The following is a 20,213-nucleotide window of genomic DNA, read 5'->3' on the forward strand; positions in this document are numbered from 1 at the left end:
TCAGTTCATCGCCCGGCGGATGCGTGTCCGGTCCCGCTCGGCGGCCTGACGCATCTCCGCATCGGCGGCCTGATCCTGCTGGATCAGGCCGTTGTACAGGATCACGTGACGGTCATATTCCTGCATGTCGACGATGCTCGTGAACACGAAGGCGCGGGCCCGCGGCGTCCAGCGGTGCCAGGCGAGGACGGTGCAAAGCGCCTCCGCCTCCTCCAGCATCGCGTCGATCCGCGCGCCCGCCGCGCGTATCTTGAGCTGGGAGCCGGTTGCGCCCCGCGTCATGCCGGTCAGTAACTGGGTACGCAGGATCGGTTCGATGCCGGCCCGCTCGAGCTTGCCGGGGAGCGCGGCGATCAGCGCCGCCACCTGCGCCGTCGCAGCATCGTTTTCCGGTCTCGCGCGGCCGAAACGGGCGCAGTCGCGCAGCAGTGCGGGGTTTACCGACAGTGCTTGCGGATCGACGATGCTGCCCAGCCCGCTCTTCTCGAGCCGCTGACGTCGCTCGCGTAGCAGCGTATTGAGCGCGGCGAAATGACCGATGAAGACGCGCGAGGCGGGGCCGCGATCGGCATTGGCGGGCAGGATCGCCATGCCTTCGGCGTCGAACCGTATGTCGGCCAGCATCGCCAGGTCGCGCTTCGCGGCGGCGCTGGCGGTGCCCATCACGGCGGTGCAATAGAGCAGGGCGACCAGCATCACGCCGGCAAAGCTGCCAACCTGCCAGGCGCGGCGCGCATGGCGGATGGTGACGGCATAGGCGATGCCCCAGAACAGCAACGCAGGCCCAAGCGTGGCGCCCGCCACATAGGCCATGCCCATTGTCGTATCGATGCGGCCGATCGCCACGGCGGTGACGGCGATCAGGACGAAGATCAGGATCAGCGCGAAGACGGGGTAGCCGTCCCGCGCGCTCAACCCCGCTTCCCAATCCCCGGGTTCGTTCTGCTCGCGCACGTCCGCCTGCAGAATCGTCATGTTTCGGTCCCCCTGGATCGGGGTGACAGCGGCAACCGGCGCGCGCAAGTCGCAAACGATCGCGGCGCGGATGGCGCGGCGGGGTGAGCGGCCAGCCGCTAGACGATTTCGAACAGCCCCGCTGCGCCCATGCCGCCGGCGGTGCACATCGACACCACGACATAGCGCACGCCGCGCTTGCGGCCCTCGATCAGCGCGTGGCCGACGAGACGGCTGCCGGTCATGCCGAACGGGTGGCCGACGGCGATCGCGCCGCCGTTCACATTGTATTTGTCAGGATCGATGCCAAGATGGTCACGGCAGTAGAGGCATTGCGAGGCGAAGGCTTCGTTCAGCTCCCACAGCCCGATATCGCCGACCGACAGCCCGGCGCGGTCGAGCAGCTTGGGAATCGCGAAGACCGGGCCGATGCCCATCTCGTCGGGCGCGCAGCCCGCCGCCTGGAAGCCGCGATAGATGCCGAGAATCTGCTTGCCCTCGGCCTCCGCGGTCTTGCGGTCCATCAGGATCTGCGCCGAGCTGCCGTCGGACAACTGGCTGGCATTGCCGGCAGTGATGCCGGTGCCTGGGCCGCTAAAGTCGCCGCCCGGCCACACGGTCTTGAGCCCGGCCAGTCCTTCGGCGGTGGTGCCGTCGCGAATGCCTTCGTCCTGCGACAGCGTCACCGTCTCGCTGCCGGTGCGGTTGCCCTGCTTGTCGAATACCGCCTTCTCCACGGTGATCGGCGCGATCTCCTCGGCAAAGGCGCCCGCGGCAAGGCCGGCGACGGCGCGCTGCTGGCTCTGCGCGCCATAGGCGTCCTGGGCTTCCCGGCTGATCTTGTAGCGCTCGGCGACGATCTCCGCGGTCTCGATCATCGGGATATAGGCGGCCGGCTCGCGCGCGACGACCGAGTGGTTGACGTAGCGCGGCGCTTCCTTGGTGACGGTCAGGCTGATCGATTCCATGCCACCGGCCAGCGCAACATCCATTTCGTCGCAGATGATCGAACGCGCGGCGAGCGCGACGGCGGTGAGGCCGGAGCCGCATTTGCGATCAAGCGTGAAGGCCGGCACGCTTTCCGGCAGGCCGGCGGCGAACACCGCCATGCGCCCGGCATTCCCCCCTTGCGTGCCATATTGGCCGCCGACACCCCAGAAGATCTCGTCGATCCGCGCCGGATCGATCCCAGCGCGCTCGACCGCGGCGTTCATCGCATGCGCCGCGAGCACCGGTGCCTCGGTGATGTTGAACGCACCACGATAGGCCTTGCCGATCGGCGTGCGGGCGGTGGCGATGATGGCGGCTTCACGCATGGAACTTGCCTTTCGAGCTATCGGTATGGCCTTTTCGTAGGCCCACGCCGTTGCTTTGGAAAGACGGTTATCGGCTCCAGCGTGCCCATATCGCGGTCGGCAACAGCAGCCCGCGCGCTTCCTCGCGCACCGCAAGTTCGCCCGCCTCGACCGTGCCGCCGAGATCGCCGAGCGTTTGTCGCAGCAGTTCGCCGATCGCCAGCGCCGACATGCGCACCGCATAGACGGTGAGGAACAGGAAGCGCGATTCGGCATCGAGCAATTGCCGGCAGTCGGCGATCAGCCCGGGCAGGCCTTCCTCCAGCTTCCACACTTCGCCATCGGGGCCGCGGCCATATTTGGGCGGATCGAGCAGGATGCCGTCATAGCGTCGCCCGCGCCGCACTTCGCGCGCGACGAACTTGGTCGCGTCATCGGTCATCCAGCGGATCGGCTTGTCGGCGAGGCCCGACAACTGTGCATTGCCGCGTGCCGCCTCGACCGATTTCTTGGACGCGTCGACATGCACCATCTTCACGCCGCGCGCCGCCATCGCGCAGGTGCCGACGCCGGTATAGCCGAACAGGTTCATGCACTCCGGCTCGGCCTTGTCGGCGACCTGCGCGCGCATCCACGACCAGACCGGCGCCATATCGGGGAAGAAACCGAGATGGCGGAACGGCGTGTTGTTGGCGGTGAAGGTGACGTCATCCCATTTCAGCGGCCAGCCCTCGCGGGGCACCGGTTGGTTGAATTCCCAGCGTCCGCCGCCATCCTCGTCCGAGCCGGGCAGGAATTCGCCATGCGCCTTCCACTCGGCCGATGCCGGGGCCCACAAGGCCTGCGCCTCGGGGCGGATGAAGCGGAAGCGGCCATAGCGCTCGAGCTTGCGGCCATGGCCTGAATCGATCAGCCCGTAATCGGGCCAGGGTTCGCCGATAAGTGTCTTGAGTTCCATGGGCGACCTCAGGCGGACGGAACCGCGCGCTCGGCGATATAGGCGGTGACCGCCGCGAACGTGCCGGGCAGGCTGGCATAGCGCTCCTCGCGGTCGAACAAATCGCCGACCCGCGCCGGGAGCGCCGGGCGCATGCCGGTGGCGCGCTCGACCGCATCGTCGAACTTGGCCGGGTGTGCGGTGGCCAGCGTGACGATCGGCACATCCTTGAGGTCTGCCCGCCGCGCTGCGGCGAGGCCGATCGCGGTGTGCGGATCGATCACCTGGCCGGCGCCCTCGCACGCCCAGCGCATCGCCATCGCCATGTCGTCGAGATCGATGCGGTCGCTGCGCAACAGCCCGGCGGCGCCGCTTTGCTGGGCATTGGTCAGCCGCATCGCCTTGGACGCCTCGAAGCCCTGCATCTGTGCCGCCAAAGCTGCGCCGTCGCGGCCGCCGAGATCGAACAGCAGGCGTTCGAAGTTGCTCGACACCTGGATATCCATCGACGGCGAAGGCGTCGGGACGACGGAGCCTTGCGAATAGTCGCCCTGCGATAGCGCGCGGTGCAGGATGTCGTTGACGTTGGTCGCGACGATCAGCTTGGCGACCGGCAGGCCCATCTTCGCGGCGACATAACCGGCGAATACGTCGCCGAAATTGCCCGTCGGCACGGAGAAGGCGACCGGTCGCTCGGGCGCACCCAATCGCACCGCGGCGTAAAAATAATAGACGATCTGCGCCATCAGCCGCGCCCAGTTGATCGAATTGACCGCCGACAGCGCGAACGTGCCGCTGAACTCCGGCGAATTGAACATTGCCTTCACCAAAGCCTGGCAATCGTCGAAGCTTGCGCCTTCCAGCGCGATATTGTGGATGTTGGGCGCGAGTACCGTGGTCATCTGGCGCCGCTGGACGTCGGACACGCGGCCCTTGGGGTGGAGCATGAACACGTCGACCCCGGCGCGTCCCGCCAGCGCGTCGATCGCCGCCGAGCCGGTATCCCCCGAGGTCGCGCCAACCACCGTGACCTGCTTGTCGCTGCCGGACAGAAAACGTTCGAACAACAGGCCGAGCAATTGTAGTGCGACGTCCTTGAACGCGAGCGTCGGGCCGTGGAACAGTTCGAGCAGCCAGTGCTGGCCATCGAGCTGGACCAGCGGCGTGACCGCGGCATGGCTGAAGCGGCCATAGGCCTGCTCGCACAGCGCCTTGAGGTCGTCGCGGCCGAGCGTGCCCTCGACGAACGGCGCCATCACTTCGACGGCGGTGTCGACATAGGAAAGCCCGCGCATCGCCGCGATCTGCTCGGGCGAGAAAGTCGGCCAGGTTTCAGGCAGATACAGCCCGCCATCGCTGGCGAGGCCGGCCAGGGTGACCTGCCGGAAGTCGAGGACGGGCGCGGTGCCGCGGGTCGAGATATAGCGCATCGCTCGCGCCTAGCGGGAGGGGGGCGTCGGGGCAACCACAAGCCCACCCCACGACCCGTCATCCTGACGAAGGTCAGGATCCATTCCACCGCTCGGACGACCGCCCATAGGGCGCGATGGATCCTGAATCGCGTTCAGGAGGACGGAGATGGGGGTGGGGGTGATGCCATGCGGCGCCGCACCGCGATCGTGTAGATGATCCCGGCAATGCCGGCGAACAGGAACCATTGCACCGCATAAGCGAGGTGGTTGTTGGGCACCGAGGACAGGTCGGGCACCGGATTGGCGGCGAGGCCGCCGACCGGCGTTTCGGCCACCAGCATCAGCGTCTTGGGCCGCGCCATGCCGATCAGCGACAGGATCAGCGGCTGATCGTCCGGCGCATGGCTGATATAGCCGCGGACCGTGCCGCCGTTCCAGGCCGGCTTGCCGCCGGGCTGCGGCGACAGGCCGAGCTGGACGATCATGCCCGGCTCTTCCGCGCCGCTGCGGCACTGCGCGATCTGCCGCCAGCCGGTGCCGCCGGCGGCATCGCGGCCGGAGCGCTGGCGCCAGCCGAGCGGCGCGAGGCAGCGGCCGACGGCCTTGCGGAACAGCAGGGCATCATCGATCGGCACCGACGGAAAGGCGATTTCGGGCCGGGTGATGTTCGCGGCATATTGCGCGATCATCTTTTCCTTCTCGGCCTTGCGCTGCAATTGCCAGACGCCGAGCGCGATCATGATGGCAATGGCCAGGCCGACGACGATCGTCGGGATGACGGGCAGGCGCTTCATGGCTCACCCGCGGGCGGATCGATCACCACACGACCCTCGCGGGCGGCGTTGCGATATTCCGCGGCGATCAGCGCGCCCTTGGCCGCGCGCAGGGAGAGCACGACGCCGGCGGCGGTGACCGGGATCCAGATCAACATGTGCAGCCAGAGCGGCGGGTGCCAGGTCAGCTCCAGCGTGATCGCCATCGCCGTCACGATCGCACCGAGGATCAGCGTGAGGAACGCCGCCGGGCCGTCGCCCACGTTGAAGGTGGTGAAATCGAGCCCGCAGGCGCCGCATTTCGGCGCGAAGCTTGCCAGGCCGTCGAACAAGGTCTTGGCGGCGCAGCGCGGGCACAGGCCGCCGAGCGCGACCGCGACGGGCGTGGGCGCGCCCGCCGGGGTCGGCTCGGGCACGGTCAACCGCCGTGGACCGGTGCGCCCCAGCCGCCCCAGACATAGACGGTGACGAAGAGGAACAGCCACACCACGTCGACGAAATGCCAGTACCAGGCAGCGGCTTCGAAGCCGAAATGCTGCTTGGGCGTGAAATCACCCTTATAGGCGCGGACCAGGCAGACGATCAGGAAGATCGTGCCGATCAGGACGTGGAAGCCGTGGAAGCCGGTCGCCATGAAGAAGGCGGCGCCATAGTTGATCCCCTTGAACGGGAACGGCGCGTGCATGTATTCATAGGCCTGGATCGAGCTGAACAGCAGGCCGAGCAGGATCGTGATCCACAGGCCCTTGAGCACGCCATCGCGGTTGCCGACGCCGATCGCGCCCCACACACCGGTCTTCTCGCCACCGCGCTGACCGTGGATCAGTGCGTGATGCGCCCAGGTGACGGTGGTGCCGGAGAGCAGCAAGATCAGCGTGTTGAGCAAGGGCAGCTCGAACGCGTTGATCACTTCCAGGCCCTTGGGCGGCCAGGTCGCGGCGCCGGCGGCGGCATCGGCGATCAGGCCGGGCACGCCTTCGATCAGCTCGACCGGCGCGGGGAACAGCGAGAAATCGAAGAACGCCCAGAACCAGCCGACGAAGAACATCACTTCGGAGGCGATGAACAGGATCATGCCGTAGCGCAGATGGAGCTGCACCACCGGCGTGTGATCGCCGGCATGCGCTTCCTTGATCACGTTGCCCCACCAGCAGAACATCGTGACGAGTACGCCGAGCAGGCCGAGGAAGAAGACGATACCGCCGCCATTGGGCTTGTCGACATGGCCGCCATGCATCCACATGATCCCGCCGATCGCCATCGCCAGCGCCGAGAACGAGCCGATGATCGGCCACGGATCGGGGCTCAGAATATGATAATCGTGGTTCTTGGCGCCGGCCATGATCGGTCCCTCTGCTATTCTTTGGAAGTCGCTCTAGCTGGCTGCTTTCGCAGAATCCACCGTCTTGGGCCGGTAAAACGTATAGCTGAGCGTGATCGTTCTGATATCGCGCGCGTCCTCGTCGTCGAGGATCTTGGGATCGACGAAGAAGATCACCGGCATGCGCACCGTCTCGCCGGGTTGCAGCGTCTGCTGCGTGAAGCAGAAGCACTGAATCTTGGTGAAATATTTGCCCGCCTGCGCCGGCGTGACATTGTAGGTCGCCATGCCCGTCACCGGCTCGCTGCTGGTGTTGGTGGCGGTGAAGAAGGCCATGTCGCGGCCGCCGATATCGATCGTTTCGGACGGATTTTCGGGCGCGAACTTCCACGGCAGCTTGGGATCGACATTGGCATCGAAATCGATGCGGATCTGGTTGGCGGTGGCGCCGGGCGCGACCAGCCCGCGCTGCGTGGTGCCGTTAAGGCCGGTCGCCTCGCAAAACAGGCGGTAGAGCGGGATGCTGGCCCAGGCGAGGCCGGTCATGAAGCAGATGCCGAGCACGGCGAGCAGCGCCGTCCGCGTCGGGCCGCTCATCGCGCGCATCAATGCGGCATCCCCGCCTTGATCTTGGCGATGCTGATCGCAAACACCAGGATCACGAACGCGCCGAGGATCAGCGCCATGACGGTGGCGCGGCTGCGCTGGCGGGCGCGGATCAGCTCGTCATGGTTAGGGGTCGGGTCTTGCATGGCGGTCAAATCCAGCGGTCGACGACGAGCGCGCCGAAGATGATGAACAGGTACAGGATCGAATAAGCGAACAGGCGCTTTTCGGGGCGCATCGTATCGCCGGGCTGCGTGCTTCGCGTCGCGACCTGCACGACCATCGCGGCGAACACCGCGGTGGTGATGATCGCGACCCAGCCATAAAGCGCGCCGGTCAGGCCGAGCGCCCAGGGTGCGATCGCGGCGATCGCCATCGGAATCGTGTAGAGCCCGATCTGCGTGCGCGTGCTGCGCTCGCCGGCGACGACCGGCAGCATCGGCACGCCGGCGGCGGCGTAATCGGTCTTCATGAACAGGGCCAGCGCCCAGAAATGCGGCGGCGTCCACAGGAAGACGAGCGTGAAGAGCAGGATCGGCAGCGTGGCGACATCGCCGGTCGCCGCGGCCCAGCCGATCAACGGCGGGAAGGCACCCGCGGCACCGCCGATGACGATGTTCTGCGGCGTGCGGCGCTTGAGCCACACGGTATAGACCAGCACGTAGAACAAGATCGACACGGCGAGGATGGCGGCGGCGACGAGATTGTTGGCGAGCCCCATCAGGATCACCGAAAAGGCGCCAAGCCCGACACCGAAATGCAGTGCCGAGCCGCGCTCCATCCGCCCGGCGGGCAGCGGGCGGCCCTGCGTGCGCTTCATCTTGCCGTCGAGATCCGCCTCATACCATTGGTTGAGCGCGCCGGCCGCACCGGCGCCTAGCGCGATGCACAAGATTGCGGTGAAGCCGAGCACGGGATCGATCGACACCGGCGCGACGAGCATCCCGCACAGCCCGGTAAAGACGACCAGCGTCATCACGCGCGGCTTGGTCAGCGCAAGGAAGTCGCGCCAGTCGGCGGGAAGCGGGAGAGTCGCGGCGGTCATGGTTGCAGGCGCTATAGGCGCTTGCGGGGCTCGGGGAAAGCTCTCGTCATCCCCTGCCGTCATCCCGGACTTGGTCCGGGATCCAAGGTGCCGCACCGGCGACGCTCACGCCTCTATTCCCATTCCTAGCCGCCCGTTGGATCCCGGACCAAGTCCGGGATGACGGCAAAGGAGGGGGCACTGCCCAGTCTCTAGCGGCTATACGCCTTGGGCAATGCGCCTTCCTGCGGCACGCTGTAGCGATCGCGCAGTTCGATCTGGCGCGAGCGCATTGGTTGCGCCAGCCCGTCGATATAGACGGCGAGCGGCGCGGAGGCGAGTTCGAGCGGATCGCCATCCCAGATCACCACGTCGGCGCGGCGGCCCGGGCGCAGGCTGCCAATGTCGCCGTCCATGCCCAGCGCCTGGGCTGGTTTCGAGGTGATCGTGGCGAACGCCTGGCCCCAGTTCAGTCCGGTGGAGCCCGGCACGCGCGCGATCGCCACCAGATTGCCGGCATATTGCTTCAGCACATGCTCGCCCGGGGCGGTGTTGGCGCCGACCGTGGAGATGGCGGTCACCACGCCGGCCGCGGTCATCCGGCCGACATTCGACTCGGTCGCCGCCAGCGCCTCGAAGCTGGCGGGCAGATCGGCCAGCGCCGCGGCGATGACCGGCACGCGCGCGGCGGCGATCTCGGGCGCGACCATCCAGCCTTCGCGCACGCCGACCAGCACCAGTTTCAGCGCCGGATACTGCTTCTTGAGCGCGAGCACCGAGCGGATATCGCTGGCGCGCTCGACATGGACGAAGAGCGGCATCGTGCCGTCGAGCACCGGCAACAAGGCCTGGGCATCGCCGCGCTTGACCAAAGACGCCTGCTCGCGCCCGCCGAAGCCGGCGGGATTGCGGCGATAGTCCTGCGCCTGGGCCAGCGCATCGTGCAGCATGGCATAGGCGGCGGGGCGGCTGCCGCCGGCGTCGCTCGCCCCATCCTCGCCCAATTCCACGTACTGGAAGGCGCGGGCGCGGGTGATCGGATCGGCATCGGCGCCGAGATCGATCACTGCGCCACGCCCGGCGAAGATCGACTGGCCAGTGGACGGCGACACCAGGGCGCGCGTGATGCCGCCGGCGCGCTCGTTGCCGATCGCCACCGCTTGCGGGTTGATCGCCGGCGCGATGTCGATCGAGGCATTGAACGGCGAGGTGCGCGCGCTGGCATCATTGCTTTCGCGGATACCCTCGGCATCGACCAGGCCGAGATTGGTGAAGCCGGCGACCATCCCCGCGGCGACCCATTTGCCGGTCGCGTCGATCACCGTCGCGCCGGCCGGCACGGCAATGCCCGCGCCAGCGGCGACGATGCGGCCATCGCGCATCACCACGGTGCCGTGGTCGATCGGCTGCGATCCATCGCCGATCGCCACCGTGCCGCCGGTGATGGCGACGGTCTGCGCCATGGCGGGCGTGGCAAGGACGGCGGCGAGCGCGCTCAGCGAGTGCAGGACGGCCTTCATTTCACGTCTCCCGCGCCCGGCTGGCCAAGTTCGAAATCGGAGACCGGTCGCAGCCTCGGATTGGTCGCGTCGTAGAGCAGGGCGCCGTCGATCCAGACCTTTTCGGGTCGGGTGTAGACGCTCAGGGGATTGCCGTTCCACAGCACGATATCGGCCATCTTGCCGGGCTTGAGGCTGCCGGTACGATCGGCGATGCCGAGCGCGCGGGCCGGATTGATGCTCAGCCATTCCCAGGCCTCGGCATCGGGAATGTCGATCCCGGCGCGGCGCCCCGAGGCCTGCGCCTTGGCCACTTCCTGGTTTAAGCGCTGGATGCCATTCTCGTCGTCGGAATGGATCATGCCGCAGGCGCCGGCCTTTTGCAGCAGCGCGAGATTCTCGCCGATGCCGTCGAAGCTCTCCATCTTGAAGCCGTACCAGTCGGCCCAAACGGCGGCGCAGGTATTGTTGGCCTTCAGGATATCGGCGATCTTGTACGCCTCGACCGCGTGGTGGAATGCGGTCACGCGGTAGCCGAACTCCTTGGCCATATCCATGACGATGGCCATTTCGTCGGCGCGGTAGCAATGGTTCTGGACCAGGATCTCGCCGGCCAGCACGCCGCGCAGCGTGTCCATCGCGATATCGCGATCGGGCGCGTCGCCGCCGTCCTTCTCGTATTTGTCCCACTTCGCCTTGTACGAAACCGCCTTGGCCCAGGTCGCACGATCGACCGCGACATTGCCCATGCGGGTCGCCGGCTTGGTGTTGCGGCTGCCATAGACGCGCTTGGGATTCTCGCCGCACGCCATCTTCAGGCCATAGGGTGCGCCGGGGAATTTCATGCCCTGCATGGTGCGGGCATAGACGTTCTTGAGCACGACCGAGCGCCCGCCGAACAGATTGGCCGAGCCGGGCAGGATCTGCAGCGTGGTGACGCCGCCATTGGCCAGCGCGCGGCCGAAGCCCGGATCCTGCGGCCACACGCTATGCTCGGCCCATACGTCCGCAGTGACCGGGGCGGTGGCTTCGTTGCCGTCGGAATTGGCCTGCACGCCGGGGCTCGGATAATCGCCCAGATGGCTGTGGATATCGATCACGCCGGGGGTAACCCATTTGCCGGTGCCGTCGATGACGGTCGCGTCGGCGGGGGCGTCGAGCGTCTGGCCGAGCTGGACGATCTTGCCGTCGGCGAACAGCACCGCGCCATTGTCGATCCGTCCGCCTTCGCCGTCATAGATGGTGACGTTGCGCACCAGCGTCGGCGCGCCGGGATAGACGCGGTAGGTGCTGGGGAAGGGGTCGTGAGCATAGCCTTTGCCGGCACCGGGGGCTGGCTTGGACGAGGCGGACTTGGCGGGGGCGGATTGCCCTGCACAGGCCGCGAGAGCGAGCGCGCTGACGGCCGCCGTCAGGCTGCGAAACTTGATATGATGCGTCATCTGGCGACCCCCGTTTTCATGCAGTCTACGGAAAGAGGGGGGGCTTTCAAGCGGTTGCTTACGAACTTTCGCCGTAGTCTCTTTGCGGGCGCCGGGCGCTGTCCGGCGCGCCACAGGGTCGGCCTTCATCGCGGCCGGGGGCATAAAAAAACGCCCCGGTTTTCACCGGGGCGTCTTCGATACCGGAAGCTGAAACGATCAATCGATCTTCGGCAGCGTCTCGAACTGGTGATAGGGCGGCGGCGAAGACAGCGTCCATTCCAGCGTCGTGGCGCCTTCGCCCCACGGATTGTCGCCCGCTTTCTTGCCCGCAATCATCGACCAGATCAGGTTGACGAAGAAGATTGCCATGCCGGCCGCCATGATCATGTAGCCGACGGTTGCGATGTAGTTCCAGTGCGCCAGCCCGTCGGTATAATCGGGCATGCGGCGCGGCTGACCCTGGAGCCCCAGGAAGTGCATCGGGAAGAACATCACGTTCACGCCGATGAAGAACACCCAGAAGTGCAGCTGGCCGAGGAACTCGTTGTACATCTTGCCCGACATTTTCGGGAACCAGTAATAGAAGCCGGCGAACAGCGAGAACACTGCACCCAGGCTCAGCACGTAGTGGAAATGCGCCACCACGTAATAGGTGTCCTGCATGTAATCGTCGACGCCGCCATTGGCGAGGACCACGCCGGTCACGCCGCCGACGGTGAACATGAAGATGAAGCCGATCGCCCAGACCATCGGGGTCTTGAAGCTCATCGACCCGCCCCACATCGTTGCGATCCACGAGAAGATCTTGATGCCGGTCGGCACCGCGATGACCATCGTCGCCGCGGTGAAGTACATCTTGGTGTTCACGCTGAGGCCGGTGGTGAACATGTGGTGCGCCCACACGACGAAGCCGACCACGCCGATCGCGACCATCGCGTACGCCATGCCGAGATAGCCGAACACCGGCTTCTTCGAGAAGGTGGAGATGATCTGGCTGACGATGCCGAAGCCCGGCAGGATCATGATGTAGACTTCGGGGTGGCCGAAGAACCAGAACAGATGCTGGTACAGGATCGGATCGCCGCCACCGGCCGGATCGAAGAAGGTCGTGCCGAAGTTGCGATCGGTGAGCAGCATGGTGATCGCGGCAGCGAGCACCGGCAGCGAGAGCAGCAGCAGGAAGGCGGTGACCAGCACCGACCAGACGAACAGCGGCATCTTGTGCAGCGTCATGCCGGGGGCACGCATGTTGAAGATCGTGGTGATGAAGTTGATCGCGCCGAGGATCGACGAAGCGCCGGCGAGATGCAGCGACAGGATCGCCATGTCGGTCGACGGCCCGGGCTCGCCATAGGTGGAGAGCGGTGCGTAGAGCGTCCAGCCATTGCCGGCGCCGCCGAAGAACGGCGAGGCGAGCAGCAGCGTGAAGGCCGGCACCAGCAGCCAGAACGAGATGTTGTTCATGCGCGGGAAGGCCATGTCCGGCGCGCCGATCATCAGCGGCACGAACCAGTTGCCGAACGCGCCGATCATCGCCGGCATGACCATGAAGAACACCATGATCAGGCCGTGCGCCGTCACCAGCACGTTCCACAGGTGGAGCGATTCATCGAAGCTTGCCGTGCCACCATGGAGCATGTTCGCCCAGGTGCCGAGATACTGGATGCCGGGATGGGCAAGCTCGGCGCGCATCAGGCCGGACACCGCGCCACCGATGATCCCCGCGCAGATCGCGAAGATCAGGTAGAGCGTGCCGATGTCCTTGTGGTTGGTCGACATGAACCAGCGCGCGAAGAAGGCCGGCTTGTGATCGGCGTCATGCGCATGGTCGTCGTGACCATGTGCCTGGAACTGCGAGGGGCTGAGGGCGGTATCGGTCATGTCTTACTGTCCGGTGCCGGCGCCGGCGGGGTTGCCCGTTGCGCCCTGAGTGGTCTGGGGAGCGGCGGCGGTCGTGTTGTCGACCGGGCCGGTTGTGGTGTCGGCAGGTGCTGCGGCCGGCGTCGGCGCGAGCGCGGCGGGCGCGGTCGAGGGCTTGGCCCCCTTCACGCTGCCGCCCTTGGCCTGCACCCAGGCGTTGAACTGCGCGAGCGGCACGGCCTCGACCGCGATCGGCATGTAGCCGTGGCGCGCGCCGCACAATTCGCTGCACTGGCCGAAATATACGCCGGGCTTGTCGATCGTGAAGCTGGTCTCGTTGAGGCGACCGGGCACCGCATCGAGCTTGATCCAGAACGCCGGGACCGCCCAGCTGTGGATCACGTCCTGCGCGGTGGTGATCAGGCGGATCGGCACGCCGACCGGCAGCACGATGCGGTTGTCGACCGCGAGCAGGCGGGGACCGTCGGCGTCGGTGCGCGAGCGTTCGCCGGCGGCGACCTCGCCCTTTTCCTTGAGCATGTTGGCGGTGATCTCGAACCCGCCATTGTCCGGATATTGATACGACCAGTACCACTGATTGCCGATCGCCTTCAGCGTGATGGCATTGTCCGGCGCCGGCTTGAACTGCGCCTGCAGCAGGCCGATCGACGGCACTGCGAGCAGCACCAGGATGACGACCGGGGCCAGCGTCCAGACGATTTCGATCGCGGTGTTGTGGCTGGTCTTGGAGGCGACCGGGTTACGGCGGCGATTGTAGCGGAACATCACCCAGAACAGCAGCGCGAGCACCAGCGCGCAGACCGCGGTGATGACCGGGATCAGGATATTGTCGTGGAAGCCGTGCGCGCGCTGGCCGTTGCTGGTGACCTGCGGCTGGATGCCGATATTCCCGTTGACCGGCTGGCCGATGCCGGCGGTCGGCGCCATCGCATAGGCGCCGTCCTGCGCCAGCGCGGGATTGTTGGCGGCAGGCGCGGCAGGCGGCGTCGCGGAGACCGCGGCGGGCGCCGGCGCGGCGACGGCCGGGGCGGTGGGTGCCGCTGGCGCCGCAGCATAGCCGGTGCCGGCAATCAGCAAGCCGGCCGCGATGGCGATCGTTTTTAACCCGGTCATGCGCATCGTCGTCGTTACCCCTGGCAGTTGCGCTGTGTTTCGGAATGGTCCAGCGCTTGGCGTAATTCGCCGGTTTGACCGCGGCCTATACGCGGCGCCCCTCCATCCCTCAAGCGCAACCGGGGAGTTTTTTCGGCGCTAAGGCGTGCGGCACGTTGCGCTGAGGGCATAGGGCGGCCTATTTGGCGCGCTGAAAGGGTTGCCCATATGACCGAGGACGAGGTTCTGAGCGAATTCCGCGCGGCGGAAGCGTTGCTGGAAGGACATTTCATCCTGTCGTCGGGGCTGCGCAGCGCCCGTTACCTGCAATGCGCCCGCGTGCTGATGGATCCGGCGCGCGGCGCGCGGCTCGCCGAGGCGCTGGCCGCGCGACTGCCGGCCGCGCTCCGTGCCTCGATCCAGGCGGTGGTGTCGCCGGCGATGGGCGGGGTGATCGCCGGACACGAAATGGGCCGTGCGCTGGGCGTGGAAGCGATGTTCCTCGAACGGCCCGAGGGCGTGTTCGAACTGCGCCGCGGATTCCGGCTCGCCCCCGGCACGCGCGTGTTGATGATGGAAGACGTGGTGACGACCGGGCTCAGTTCGCGCGAGGCGATCGCGGCGATCGCGCGCGCCGGCGGCGAGACGGTCGCGGCGGGCGCGCTGGTCGATCGGTCCGCGGGCAAGGCCGACCTCGGCGTGCCGTTCTTCCCGCTGATTCGGCTCGACGTGCCGACCTACGCGGCGGACGCGCTGCCCCCCGAGCTGCAGGCGATCCCGGCAATCAAGCCCGGTAGCCGGGCGGCATGACCGCGCACCTGCGGCTCGGCGTCAACATCGATCACGTCGCCACCGTCCGCAACGCGCGCGGCGCCGGCTATCCCGATCCGGTGCGCGCCGCGCTGGTCGCCGCGGCGGCCGGCGCGGACGGGATCACCGCGCATCTGCGCGAGGATCGCCGCCACATCACCGACGACGATATCGCCCGCCTGTCCGAGCAACTGACCGTTCCGCTCAACTTGGAAATGGCCGCGACCGACGAGATGCTCGGCATCGCGCTGCGCCACCGGCCGCATGCCGCCTGCATCGTGCCGGAAAAACGCGAGGAATTGACCACCGAGGGCGGACTGGACGCCGCCGGTCAGCACAACCGGCTGGCGCCGTTGGTGTCGGAATTGCGCAATGCGAACATTCGCGTGTCGCTGTTCATCGAGCCTGACGCGCGACAGATCGACGCCGCGATCCGGTTGGGCGCGCCGGTCGTCGAGTTGCACACCGGGCGCTATGCCGAACTGGCGGGGGCGGCACAGGCGGAGGAATTGCGCCGGCTGGCCGACGCCGCGGCGCTGGCGGCGAAGAACGGCATCGAGGTGCATGCCGGGCACGGCCTGACCTATGACAATGTCGCCGCAATCGCGGCGATCCCCCAGGTCCGCGAGCTCAATATCGGGCATTTCCTGGTCGGCGAGGCGATGTTCGTCGGGCTCGGCGAGGCGGTGCGGCTGATGCGGTCGGCGATGGATCAGGCGCGGTGAGAATTCCCTCTCCCCGCGGGAGAGGGAAGGGGCCCATCGCGCTAGCGATGGGAAGGGTGAGGGCGACGTTGCGCGCTTCGTCGCCCTCACCCTTCCGCAGCTTCGCTGCTCCCTCCCTCTCCCAAGGGGAGAGGGAAAGATGATCATCGGGCTCGGTTCCGATCTGTGCAATATCGAGCGTATCCAGGCATCGCTCGATCGCTTCGGCGAGCGCTTCGAACAGCGCGTGTTCACCGATACAGAGCGCGCGAAGGCCGCGCGGCGCCCGTTCACCAAGGCCGGCACCTTGGCCAAGCGCTTCGCTGCCAAGGAGGCGTTCAGCAAGGCCGTCGGCACCGGTTTTCGCGCCGGCGTGTTCATGAAGGATATCGGCGTCGTCAACGCCCCTTCCGGCGCACCGACGTTGCTGTTGACCGGCGGGGCCAAGGCGCGACTTGACGCGTTGATACCGCACGGCCACGGGGCCCGAGTACATTTGACGATGACCGACGATCATCCCTGGGCGCAGGCCTTCGTGATCATCGAGGCCATCCCAGCGCAGGATCTCTCGACATGACGGCCGACACCCCGGCGCTTGCCGCCGACCAGCCGGAAACCGCCGTTCGCCCGGCCAAACGCAAATCGGGTTGGTGGGAAGAGGTGAAGGGCCTGTTCTGGCTGATCATGGCCGTGCTGGGCTTCCACAGCTTCATCGCCAAGCCGTTCTACATCCCGTCGGAATCGATGCTGCCGGTGCTGATGAAGGGCGATCGGCTGGTGGTGACCAAATATCCCTATGGCTGGTCGTTCATTTCGCCCACCGTACCCAATCCGGCGGCGATCTTCCGCGGCGTGGTGCTGCGCCAGCCCGAGGAAAGCTGGGGGGTGCAATTGCCATTCACGCAGGGCCGGTTGTTCGGGCGCATGCCCGAGCGGGGCGATGTGGTGATCGTCACCCCGCCGGGCCGCAACACCGATTACATCAAGCGGCTGATCGGCCTGCCCGGCGACCGGCTGCAGGTGCGTGGCGGCGTGCTGTATATCAACGGTCAGGCGGTGCGGCGCGGGCCGCTGCACTATAAGGATGTGCCGGTCGATGCGAACGCGACGTGCGACGATTATCCCGGCGCGCTGATCCAGGGCGCGAACGGCCAGCCGATCTGCCATCTGCCGCTGATCACCGAGACGCTGCCGAACGGCCGGCGCTACGACACGGTCGAGATGGGCTATAGCCAGGGCGACAATTACGGCCCTATCACGATTCCGGCCGGCCATGTCTTCCTGATGGGCGACAACCGCGATCGCAGTTCGGACAGCCGCTTCTCACTCGCACCGCCCGAACTGGGCCTGGGCGGCGCAGTGCCCTGGGAATATGTCGGTGGACGGGCCGAATTCATCACTTTTTCGCTCGATGGCACGACGTCATGGAACCCGCTGACATGGTGGGCGTCCTTGCGCGGGGGGCGCACGGGCAATTCGCTGCACCCCGAGGAAACAGCGAAATGAGCGACAATAGCGGAACCGATCGCGTCGAGGTCGTACAGGGCCCGAGCCCGAACGAGATGCGCGATCCGCTGGTGCGGCACGAATTCAAGAAGGCGAGCGTGTGGATCGGCATGATCTGCGCCGTCGCGCTGTTCGTGCTGCTGATCCAGCCGCTGCTGATCATCTTCGCCGGGCTGGTGTTTGCCGCGATGCTCGACGGCGGCGTGCGGCTGCTCGGCCGCGTGCTGAAGATCGGGCGCGGCTGGCGGTTGATGATCGTCGTGCTGAGCGTCGTCGTGTTCCTTGCCGGCACCTTCTACCTGACCGGCGTTCAGGTCGTCGAACAGGTCACGCAACTGCAGGACACGCTGATCGCGCAGTTCAACCGGGTCACCGCCTGGCTGTCCAGCATGGGCGTGATGCCGGGGCGGTCGGATCTCAATTCGATCCTGCAACAGGCGCTGGGCTCGGTCGGGCGATTGACCTCCTGGGTCGGCACCGCCGCCGGCGCGCTCACCAGCCTGTTCATGATTATGGTGATCGGGCTGTTCCTGGCGATGGACCCGCGCGTCTACGAACGCGGCGTGCAATGGATGATACCGACCGATCATCGTCCCGAATTCGCCATCACGCTGCGCCGCATGGGCGAGACGATGCGTCGCCTGCTCGCGGGGCGCCTGCTCGGCATGGCGGCGGAAGGCGTGCTGACCTGGATCGCGCTGGCGATCGGCGGCGTGCCGATGGCGTTGCTGCTCGGCATCATCACCGGCGTGCTCGCCTTCATCCCCAATATCGGCGCGTTCGTGTCCGGCGTGCTGATGGTCGCAGTGGGCTTTTCCGGCGGGTACGAGACGGGCATCTGGGCGATCGCGACCTATTTCATCGTGCAGACCTTCGATGGCTATGTGCTGATCCCGATGGTCGCCAAGCGCACCGTCGATCTGCCGCCGGCGCTGACGCTGGGCGCGCAGATCCTGGCCAGCGCCCTGTTCGGCGTGATGGGGCTGGCGCTGGCCGATCCGATGACGGCGATGATCAAGGTCGCGCTCGAACGCAGTTCCGAGCGCACCGAGGAAGAGGATGACGACGGCGCCGAAGGCGCGGCGGCGGCGGCGGGGATTTGATCCGGCTCTATGATTATTGGCGGTCCTCCGCCGCCTATCGGGTGCGCATCGTGCTGGCGCTGAAGCGCGTCGCCTATGAGCGGGTAGCGGTGAACCTGCTGGCGGCGGAGCAGGCGGCGCCGGATAATCTCGATCGCAATCCGCAGGGGCTGGTGCCGACGCTCGAAGCGGACGGCGTGATGCTGACGCAAAGTCTGGCGATCATCGACTGGCTCGACGCGACCTATCCCGAGCCCCCGATATTGCCGCGCGACGCGATGGCGCGCAGCCAGACGCTGGCGCGGGCCCTGGTGATTGCCGCGGACGTCCACCCGATCGGCAATTTGCGCGTCGGCAAGCGGCTCGAAAGCACGTTCGGTGCCGATCAGGCGGCGAAAGAGGATTGGGCGCGGCACTGGATGACGCTGGGCTTCGATGCGCTCGAGCGGATGGCCGGCGCGGGGCCGTTTCTCGGCGGCGAGGCGCCCGATCTGGCGGACGTGTGCCTCGTGCCGCAACTCTATAACGCGCGGCGCTTCGGGCTGGATCTGGCACCCTGGCCCAAGCTCGTCGCGGCGGATGCCGCCTGTGCCGGCCTGGCGGCATTTGCCGACGCGCATCCCGATCGCGTCAAGCCGGACTGAGCGACGGCGGCTATGCTGGCGCCGCGATGAGCCGATCGAACAGCGCGAGATAGTCGCGCGCCGCATCGGTGCCGGGCTGCGGCACCGGCGCTGGCCGCACGCGCGTCCCGCCCAGCCAATCGTCGAGCGCGGCGACCAGCGCCGCCTCATCGCCCGGTGCCACGACCGTGCCAAGCGCCGGCGCGGCGACGATCTCGCGCACCGCCACGCTCGAGTCGGTGGCGATCACCGGCGTGCCGAGCGACAGCGCCTCGCGCAGTACGCCGGGGACGCCTTCGTAATCCGATACCAGCGCCAGCACCGCCGCGCGCGCGATCACCGGTAGCGGGTCCGTGCTGTGCCCGGGGAGAAGAACGCGGGCACCGAGCCCCAGCGCAGCGACCTGTGCTTCCAGCGCGGCCCGCGCGTCCCCGTCGCCGAGGATCACCAGCGTCACGGTGCGATCGGCCAGCCGCGGCAGCGCGGCGATGAGCCGGTCCCAGCGTTTCTGCGCCACCAGCCGGCCGACGCCGAGCACGAAGCGCCCGGCCGGCAGCGGCGGCAGTGGCGCATCGTGGATCGTCACCGCCGGCGGATTGGCGATCACCGCGATCCGCCCCCGCGGCAGGCGCATCGCGCGCGCCGCCTCGTCGGCCATTGCCGGGCTCATCGCCACGACCTGCGCGAGGAAGCGACGGTGCAGCCGCAGCCAGGCGCGATAGCCTTGTGCGATCGGCCACGGCTGATCCGTACGGGCCAGCGCGTTGGAGACCTTGGCGATGATCGGCGGGCAGCCGCGGCCCAGCCGCAGCCGGAGCCACGCCGCGGCGCCGGTATAATGATTGCCGGGGCAGAAGATAACGTCCGGCGCGTGCGCCCGGACCAGCGCGGGCAGCGCCGCGGTGAGCGCGCGCATGCCGTGCGTGCCGAGCGCGATGATCGTCAGCCCGGGGGGCGCTTCGCCGGCGAGCGGGCCGGTGGCGTCGCCGATCACCAGAGTCACGCGCCGCCCGGCGGCGATCCAGCCGCGCGCGAGACGCAGCTGCGCGCGCTCGACGCCGCCGCCGCGCCACGATTCGGCATAGGTCAGGATATGCGCGGTGCCGGCGGTCACGCATCAGCCCTAGCGCGGCGCAGCACCAAGGGAAGCCCCGCCGTTCGGCGCGCTCGGCCTGTCGCATCGCGATTGGATTGTCATTCGGCAGACACAATTGCTACCCATGGCGTGGCGACACGCGACCGCCGCAGCGAATTTTCGAGGCGGAACAGG

Annotated in this window: 21 protein-coding genes; 6 read left to right on the plus strand and 15 right to left on the minus strand. The window is 67.3% G+C overall.

The features are described 5' to 3' along the window. The 14 genes from NV401_RS08645 to coxB form a co-directional block, all read right to left on the minus strand. The gene (locus NV401_RS08645) at nucleotides 1–1,122 is read right to left on the minus strand and encodes a hypothetical protein (protein ID WP_261293988.1); all 1,122 of its coding nucleotides are present in this window, start codon (nucleotides 1,120–1,122) and stop codon (nucleotides 1–3) included. Beyond that, the gene (locus NV401_RS08650; RefSeq protein ID WP_261293989.1) at nucleotides 1,074–2,270 is read right to left on the minus strand and encodes an acetyl-CoA C-acyltransferase; all 1,197 of its coding nucleotides are present in this window, start codon (nucleotides 2,268–2,270) and stop codon (nucleotides 1,074–1,076) included. The genes NV401_RS08645 and NV401_RS08650 overlap by 49 nt, the downstream gene beginning before the upstream one ends. Nucleotides 2,271–2,337: 67 nt before the next feature. Next, on the minus strand, nucleotides 2,338–3,207 hold the full coding sequence (locus tag NV401_RS08655; RefSeq protein ID WP_261293990.1) for a class I SAM-dependent methyltransferase: 870 nt from the start codon (nucleotides 3,205–3,207) through the stop codon (nucleotides 2,338–2,340). A gap of 8 nt (nucleotides 3,208–3,215) precedes the next feature. Beyond that, nucleotides 3,216–4,616 (minus strand): threonine synthase, encoded by a 1,401-nt coding sequence (thrC, locus tag NV401_RS08660; RefSeq protein WP_261293991.1) that lies wholly within the window; start codon nucleotides 4,614–4,616, stop codon nucleotides 3,216–3,218. A 134-nt stretch (nucleotides 4,617–4,750) separates the two neighbouring features. Next, nucleotides 4,751–5,392: an SURF1 family protein gene (locus tag NV401_RS08665; RefSeq protein ID WP_261293992.1), complete on the minus strand. Its 642-nt coding sequence runs from the start codon at nucleotides 5,390–5,392 to the stop codon at nucleotides 4,751–4,753. Next, on the minus strand, nucleotides 5,389–5,787 hold the full coding sequence (locus NV401_RS08670; RefSeq protein ID WP_261293993.1) for a DUF983 domain-containing protein: 399 nt from the start codon (nucleotides 5,785–5,787) through the stop codon (nucleotides 5,389–5,391). Before NV401_RS08670 ends, NV401_RS08665 begins: the two co-directional genes overlap by 4 nt. A 2-nt stretch (nucleotides 5,788–5,789) precedes the next feature. Further along, on the minus strand, nucleotides 5,790–6,713 hold the full coding sequence (locus NV401_RS08675; RefSeq protein WP_261293994.1) for a cytochrome c oxidase subunit 3: 924 nt from the start codon (nucleotides 6,711–6,713) through the stop codon (nucleotides 5,790–5,792). Between the two features lie 33 nt (nucleotides 6,714–6,746). Beyond that, nucleotides 6,747–7,289 (minus strand): cytochrome c oxidase assembly protein, encoded by a 543-nt coding sequence (locus NV401_RS08680; RefSeq protein ID WP_380815504.1) that lies wholly within the window; start codon nucleotides 7,287–7,289, stop codon nucleotides 6,747–6,749. A gap of 8 nt (nucleotides 7,290–7,297) precedes the next feature. Continuing rightward, nucleotides 7,298–7,444 (minus strand): hypothetical protein, encoded by a 147-nt coding sequence (locus tag NV401_RS08685; RefSeq protein ID WP_261293996.1) that lies wholly within the window; start codon nucleotides 7,442–7,444, stop codon nucleotides 7,298–7,300. A 5-nt stretch (nucleotides 7,445–7,449) separates the two neighbouring features. Next, a complete protein-coding gene (locus NV401_RS08690; RefSeq protein ID WP_261293997.1) occupies nucleotides 7,450–8,343 on the minus strand; it encodes a heme o synthase in 894 nt (297 codons plus the stop codon). Between the two features lie 191 nt (nucleotides 8,344–8,534). After that, complete coding sequence (locus NV401_RS08695) at nucleotides 8,535–9,842, minus strand: amidohydrolase family protein (protein WP_261293998.1); 1,308 nt, start codon at nucleotides 9,840–9,842, stop codon at nucleotides 8,535–8,537. Then, nucleotides 9,839–11,263 (minus strand): amidohydrolase, encoded by a 1,425-nt coding sequence (locus tag NV401_RS08700; RefSeq protein ID WP_261293999.1) that lies wholly within the window; start codon nucleotides 11,261–11,263, stop codon nucleotides 9,839–9,841. The genes NV401_RS08695 and NV401_RS08700 overlap by 4 nt, the downstream gene beginning before the upstream one ends. A gap of 198 nt (nucleotides 11,264–11,461) precedes the next feature. Continuing rightward, a complete protein-coding gene (gene ctaD / locus NV401_RS08705; protein ID WP_261294000.1) occupies nucleotides 11,462–13,126 on the minus strand; it encodes a cytochrome c oxidase subunit I in 1,665 nt (554 codons plus the stop codon). Nucleotides 13,127–13,129: 3 nt separating this feature from the next. Then, nucleotides 13,130–14,239 carry a cytochrome c oxidase subunit II gene (gene coxB, locus NV401_RS08710; RefSeq protein ID WP_380815498.1) on the minus strand — a complete coding sequence of 370 codons (1,110 nt, stop codon included), beginning with the start codon at nucleotides 14,237–14,239 and terminating at the stop codon, nucleotides 13,130–13,132. A 207-nt stretch (nucleotides 14,240–14,446) separates the two neighbouring features. Here coxB and pyrE point away from each other — a divergent pair, with 207 nt between their 5' ends. From pyrE to maiA, 6 genes are all read left to right on the plus strand, one after another. Beyond that, entirely contained in the window at nucleotides 14,447–15,028 is a 582-nt protein-coding gene (gene pyrE / locus NV401_RS08715; RefSeq protein ID WP_261294002.1) for an orotate phosphoribosyltransferase, read from the plus strand. Further along, nucleotides 15,025–15,753 carry a pyridoxine 5'-phosphate synthase gene (locus tag NV401_RS08720; protein WP_261294003.1) on the plus strand — a complete coding sequence of 243 codons (729 nt, stop codon included), beginning with the start codon at nucleotides 15,025–15,027 and terminating at the stop codon, nucleotides 15,751–15,753. The genes pyrE and NV401_RS08720 overlap by 4 nt, the downstream gene beginning before the upstream one ends. A 139-nt stretch (nucleotides 15,754–15,892) precedes the next feature. Further along, nucleotides 15,893–16,309, plus strand: a complete 417-nt coding sequence (gene acpS / locus NV401_RS08725) for a holo-ACP synthase (RefSeq protein WP_261294004.1) — start codon at nucleotides 15,893–15,895, stop codon at nucleotides 16,307–16,309. Then, nucleotides 16,306–17,238 (plus strand): signal peptidase I, encoded by a 933-nt coding sequence (lepB, locus tag NV401_RS08730; protein WP_261294005.1) that lies wholly within the window; start codon nucleotides 16,306–16,308, stop codon nucleotides 17,236–17,238. Before acpS ends, lepB begins: the two co-directional genes overlap by 4 nt. Further along, nucleotides 17,235–18,341: an AI-2E family transporter gene (locus tag NV401_RS08735; protein WP_261294006.1), complete on the plus strand. Its 1,107-nt coding sequence runs from the start codon at nucleotides 17,235–17,237 to the stop codon at nucleotides 18,339–18,341. Before lepB ends, NV401_RS08735 begins: the two co-directional genes overlap by 4 nt. Continuing rightward, nucleotides 18,338–18,964 (plus strand): maleylacetoacetate isomerase, encoded by a 627-nt coding sequence (gene maiA / locus NV401_RS08740; RefSeq protein WP_261294007.1) that lies wholly within the window; start codon nucleotides 18,338–18,340, stop codon nucleotides 18,962–18,964. Before NV401_RS08735 ends, maiA begins: the two co-directional genes overlap by 4 nt. Nucleotides 18,965–18,974: 10 nt before the next feature. Here the strand turns inward: maiA and NV401_RS08745 are convergent, their stop codons facing one another. After that, nucleotides 18,975–20,057 carry a glycosyltransferase gene (locus NV401_RS08745; RefSeq protein WP_261294008.1) on the minus strand — a complete coding sequence of 361 codons (1,083 nt, stop codon included), beginning with the start codon at nucleotides 20,055–20,057 and terminating at the stop codon, nucleotides 18,975–18,977. Nucleotides 20,058–20,213 lie beyond the last annotated feature (156 nt).

The organism is Sphingomonas hylomeconis, from assembly GCF_025370105.1.
Classification (GTDB): Bacteria; Pseudomonadota; Alphaproteobacteria; order Sphingomonadales; family Sphingomonadaceae; genus Sphingomonas; species Sphingomonas hylomeconis.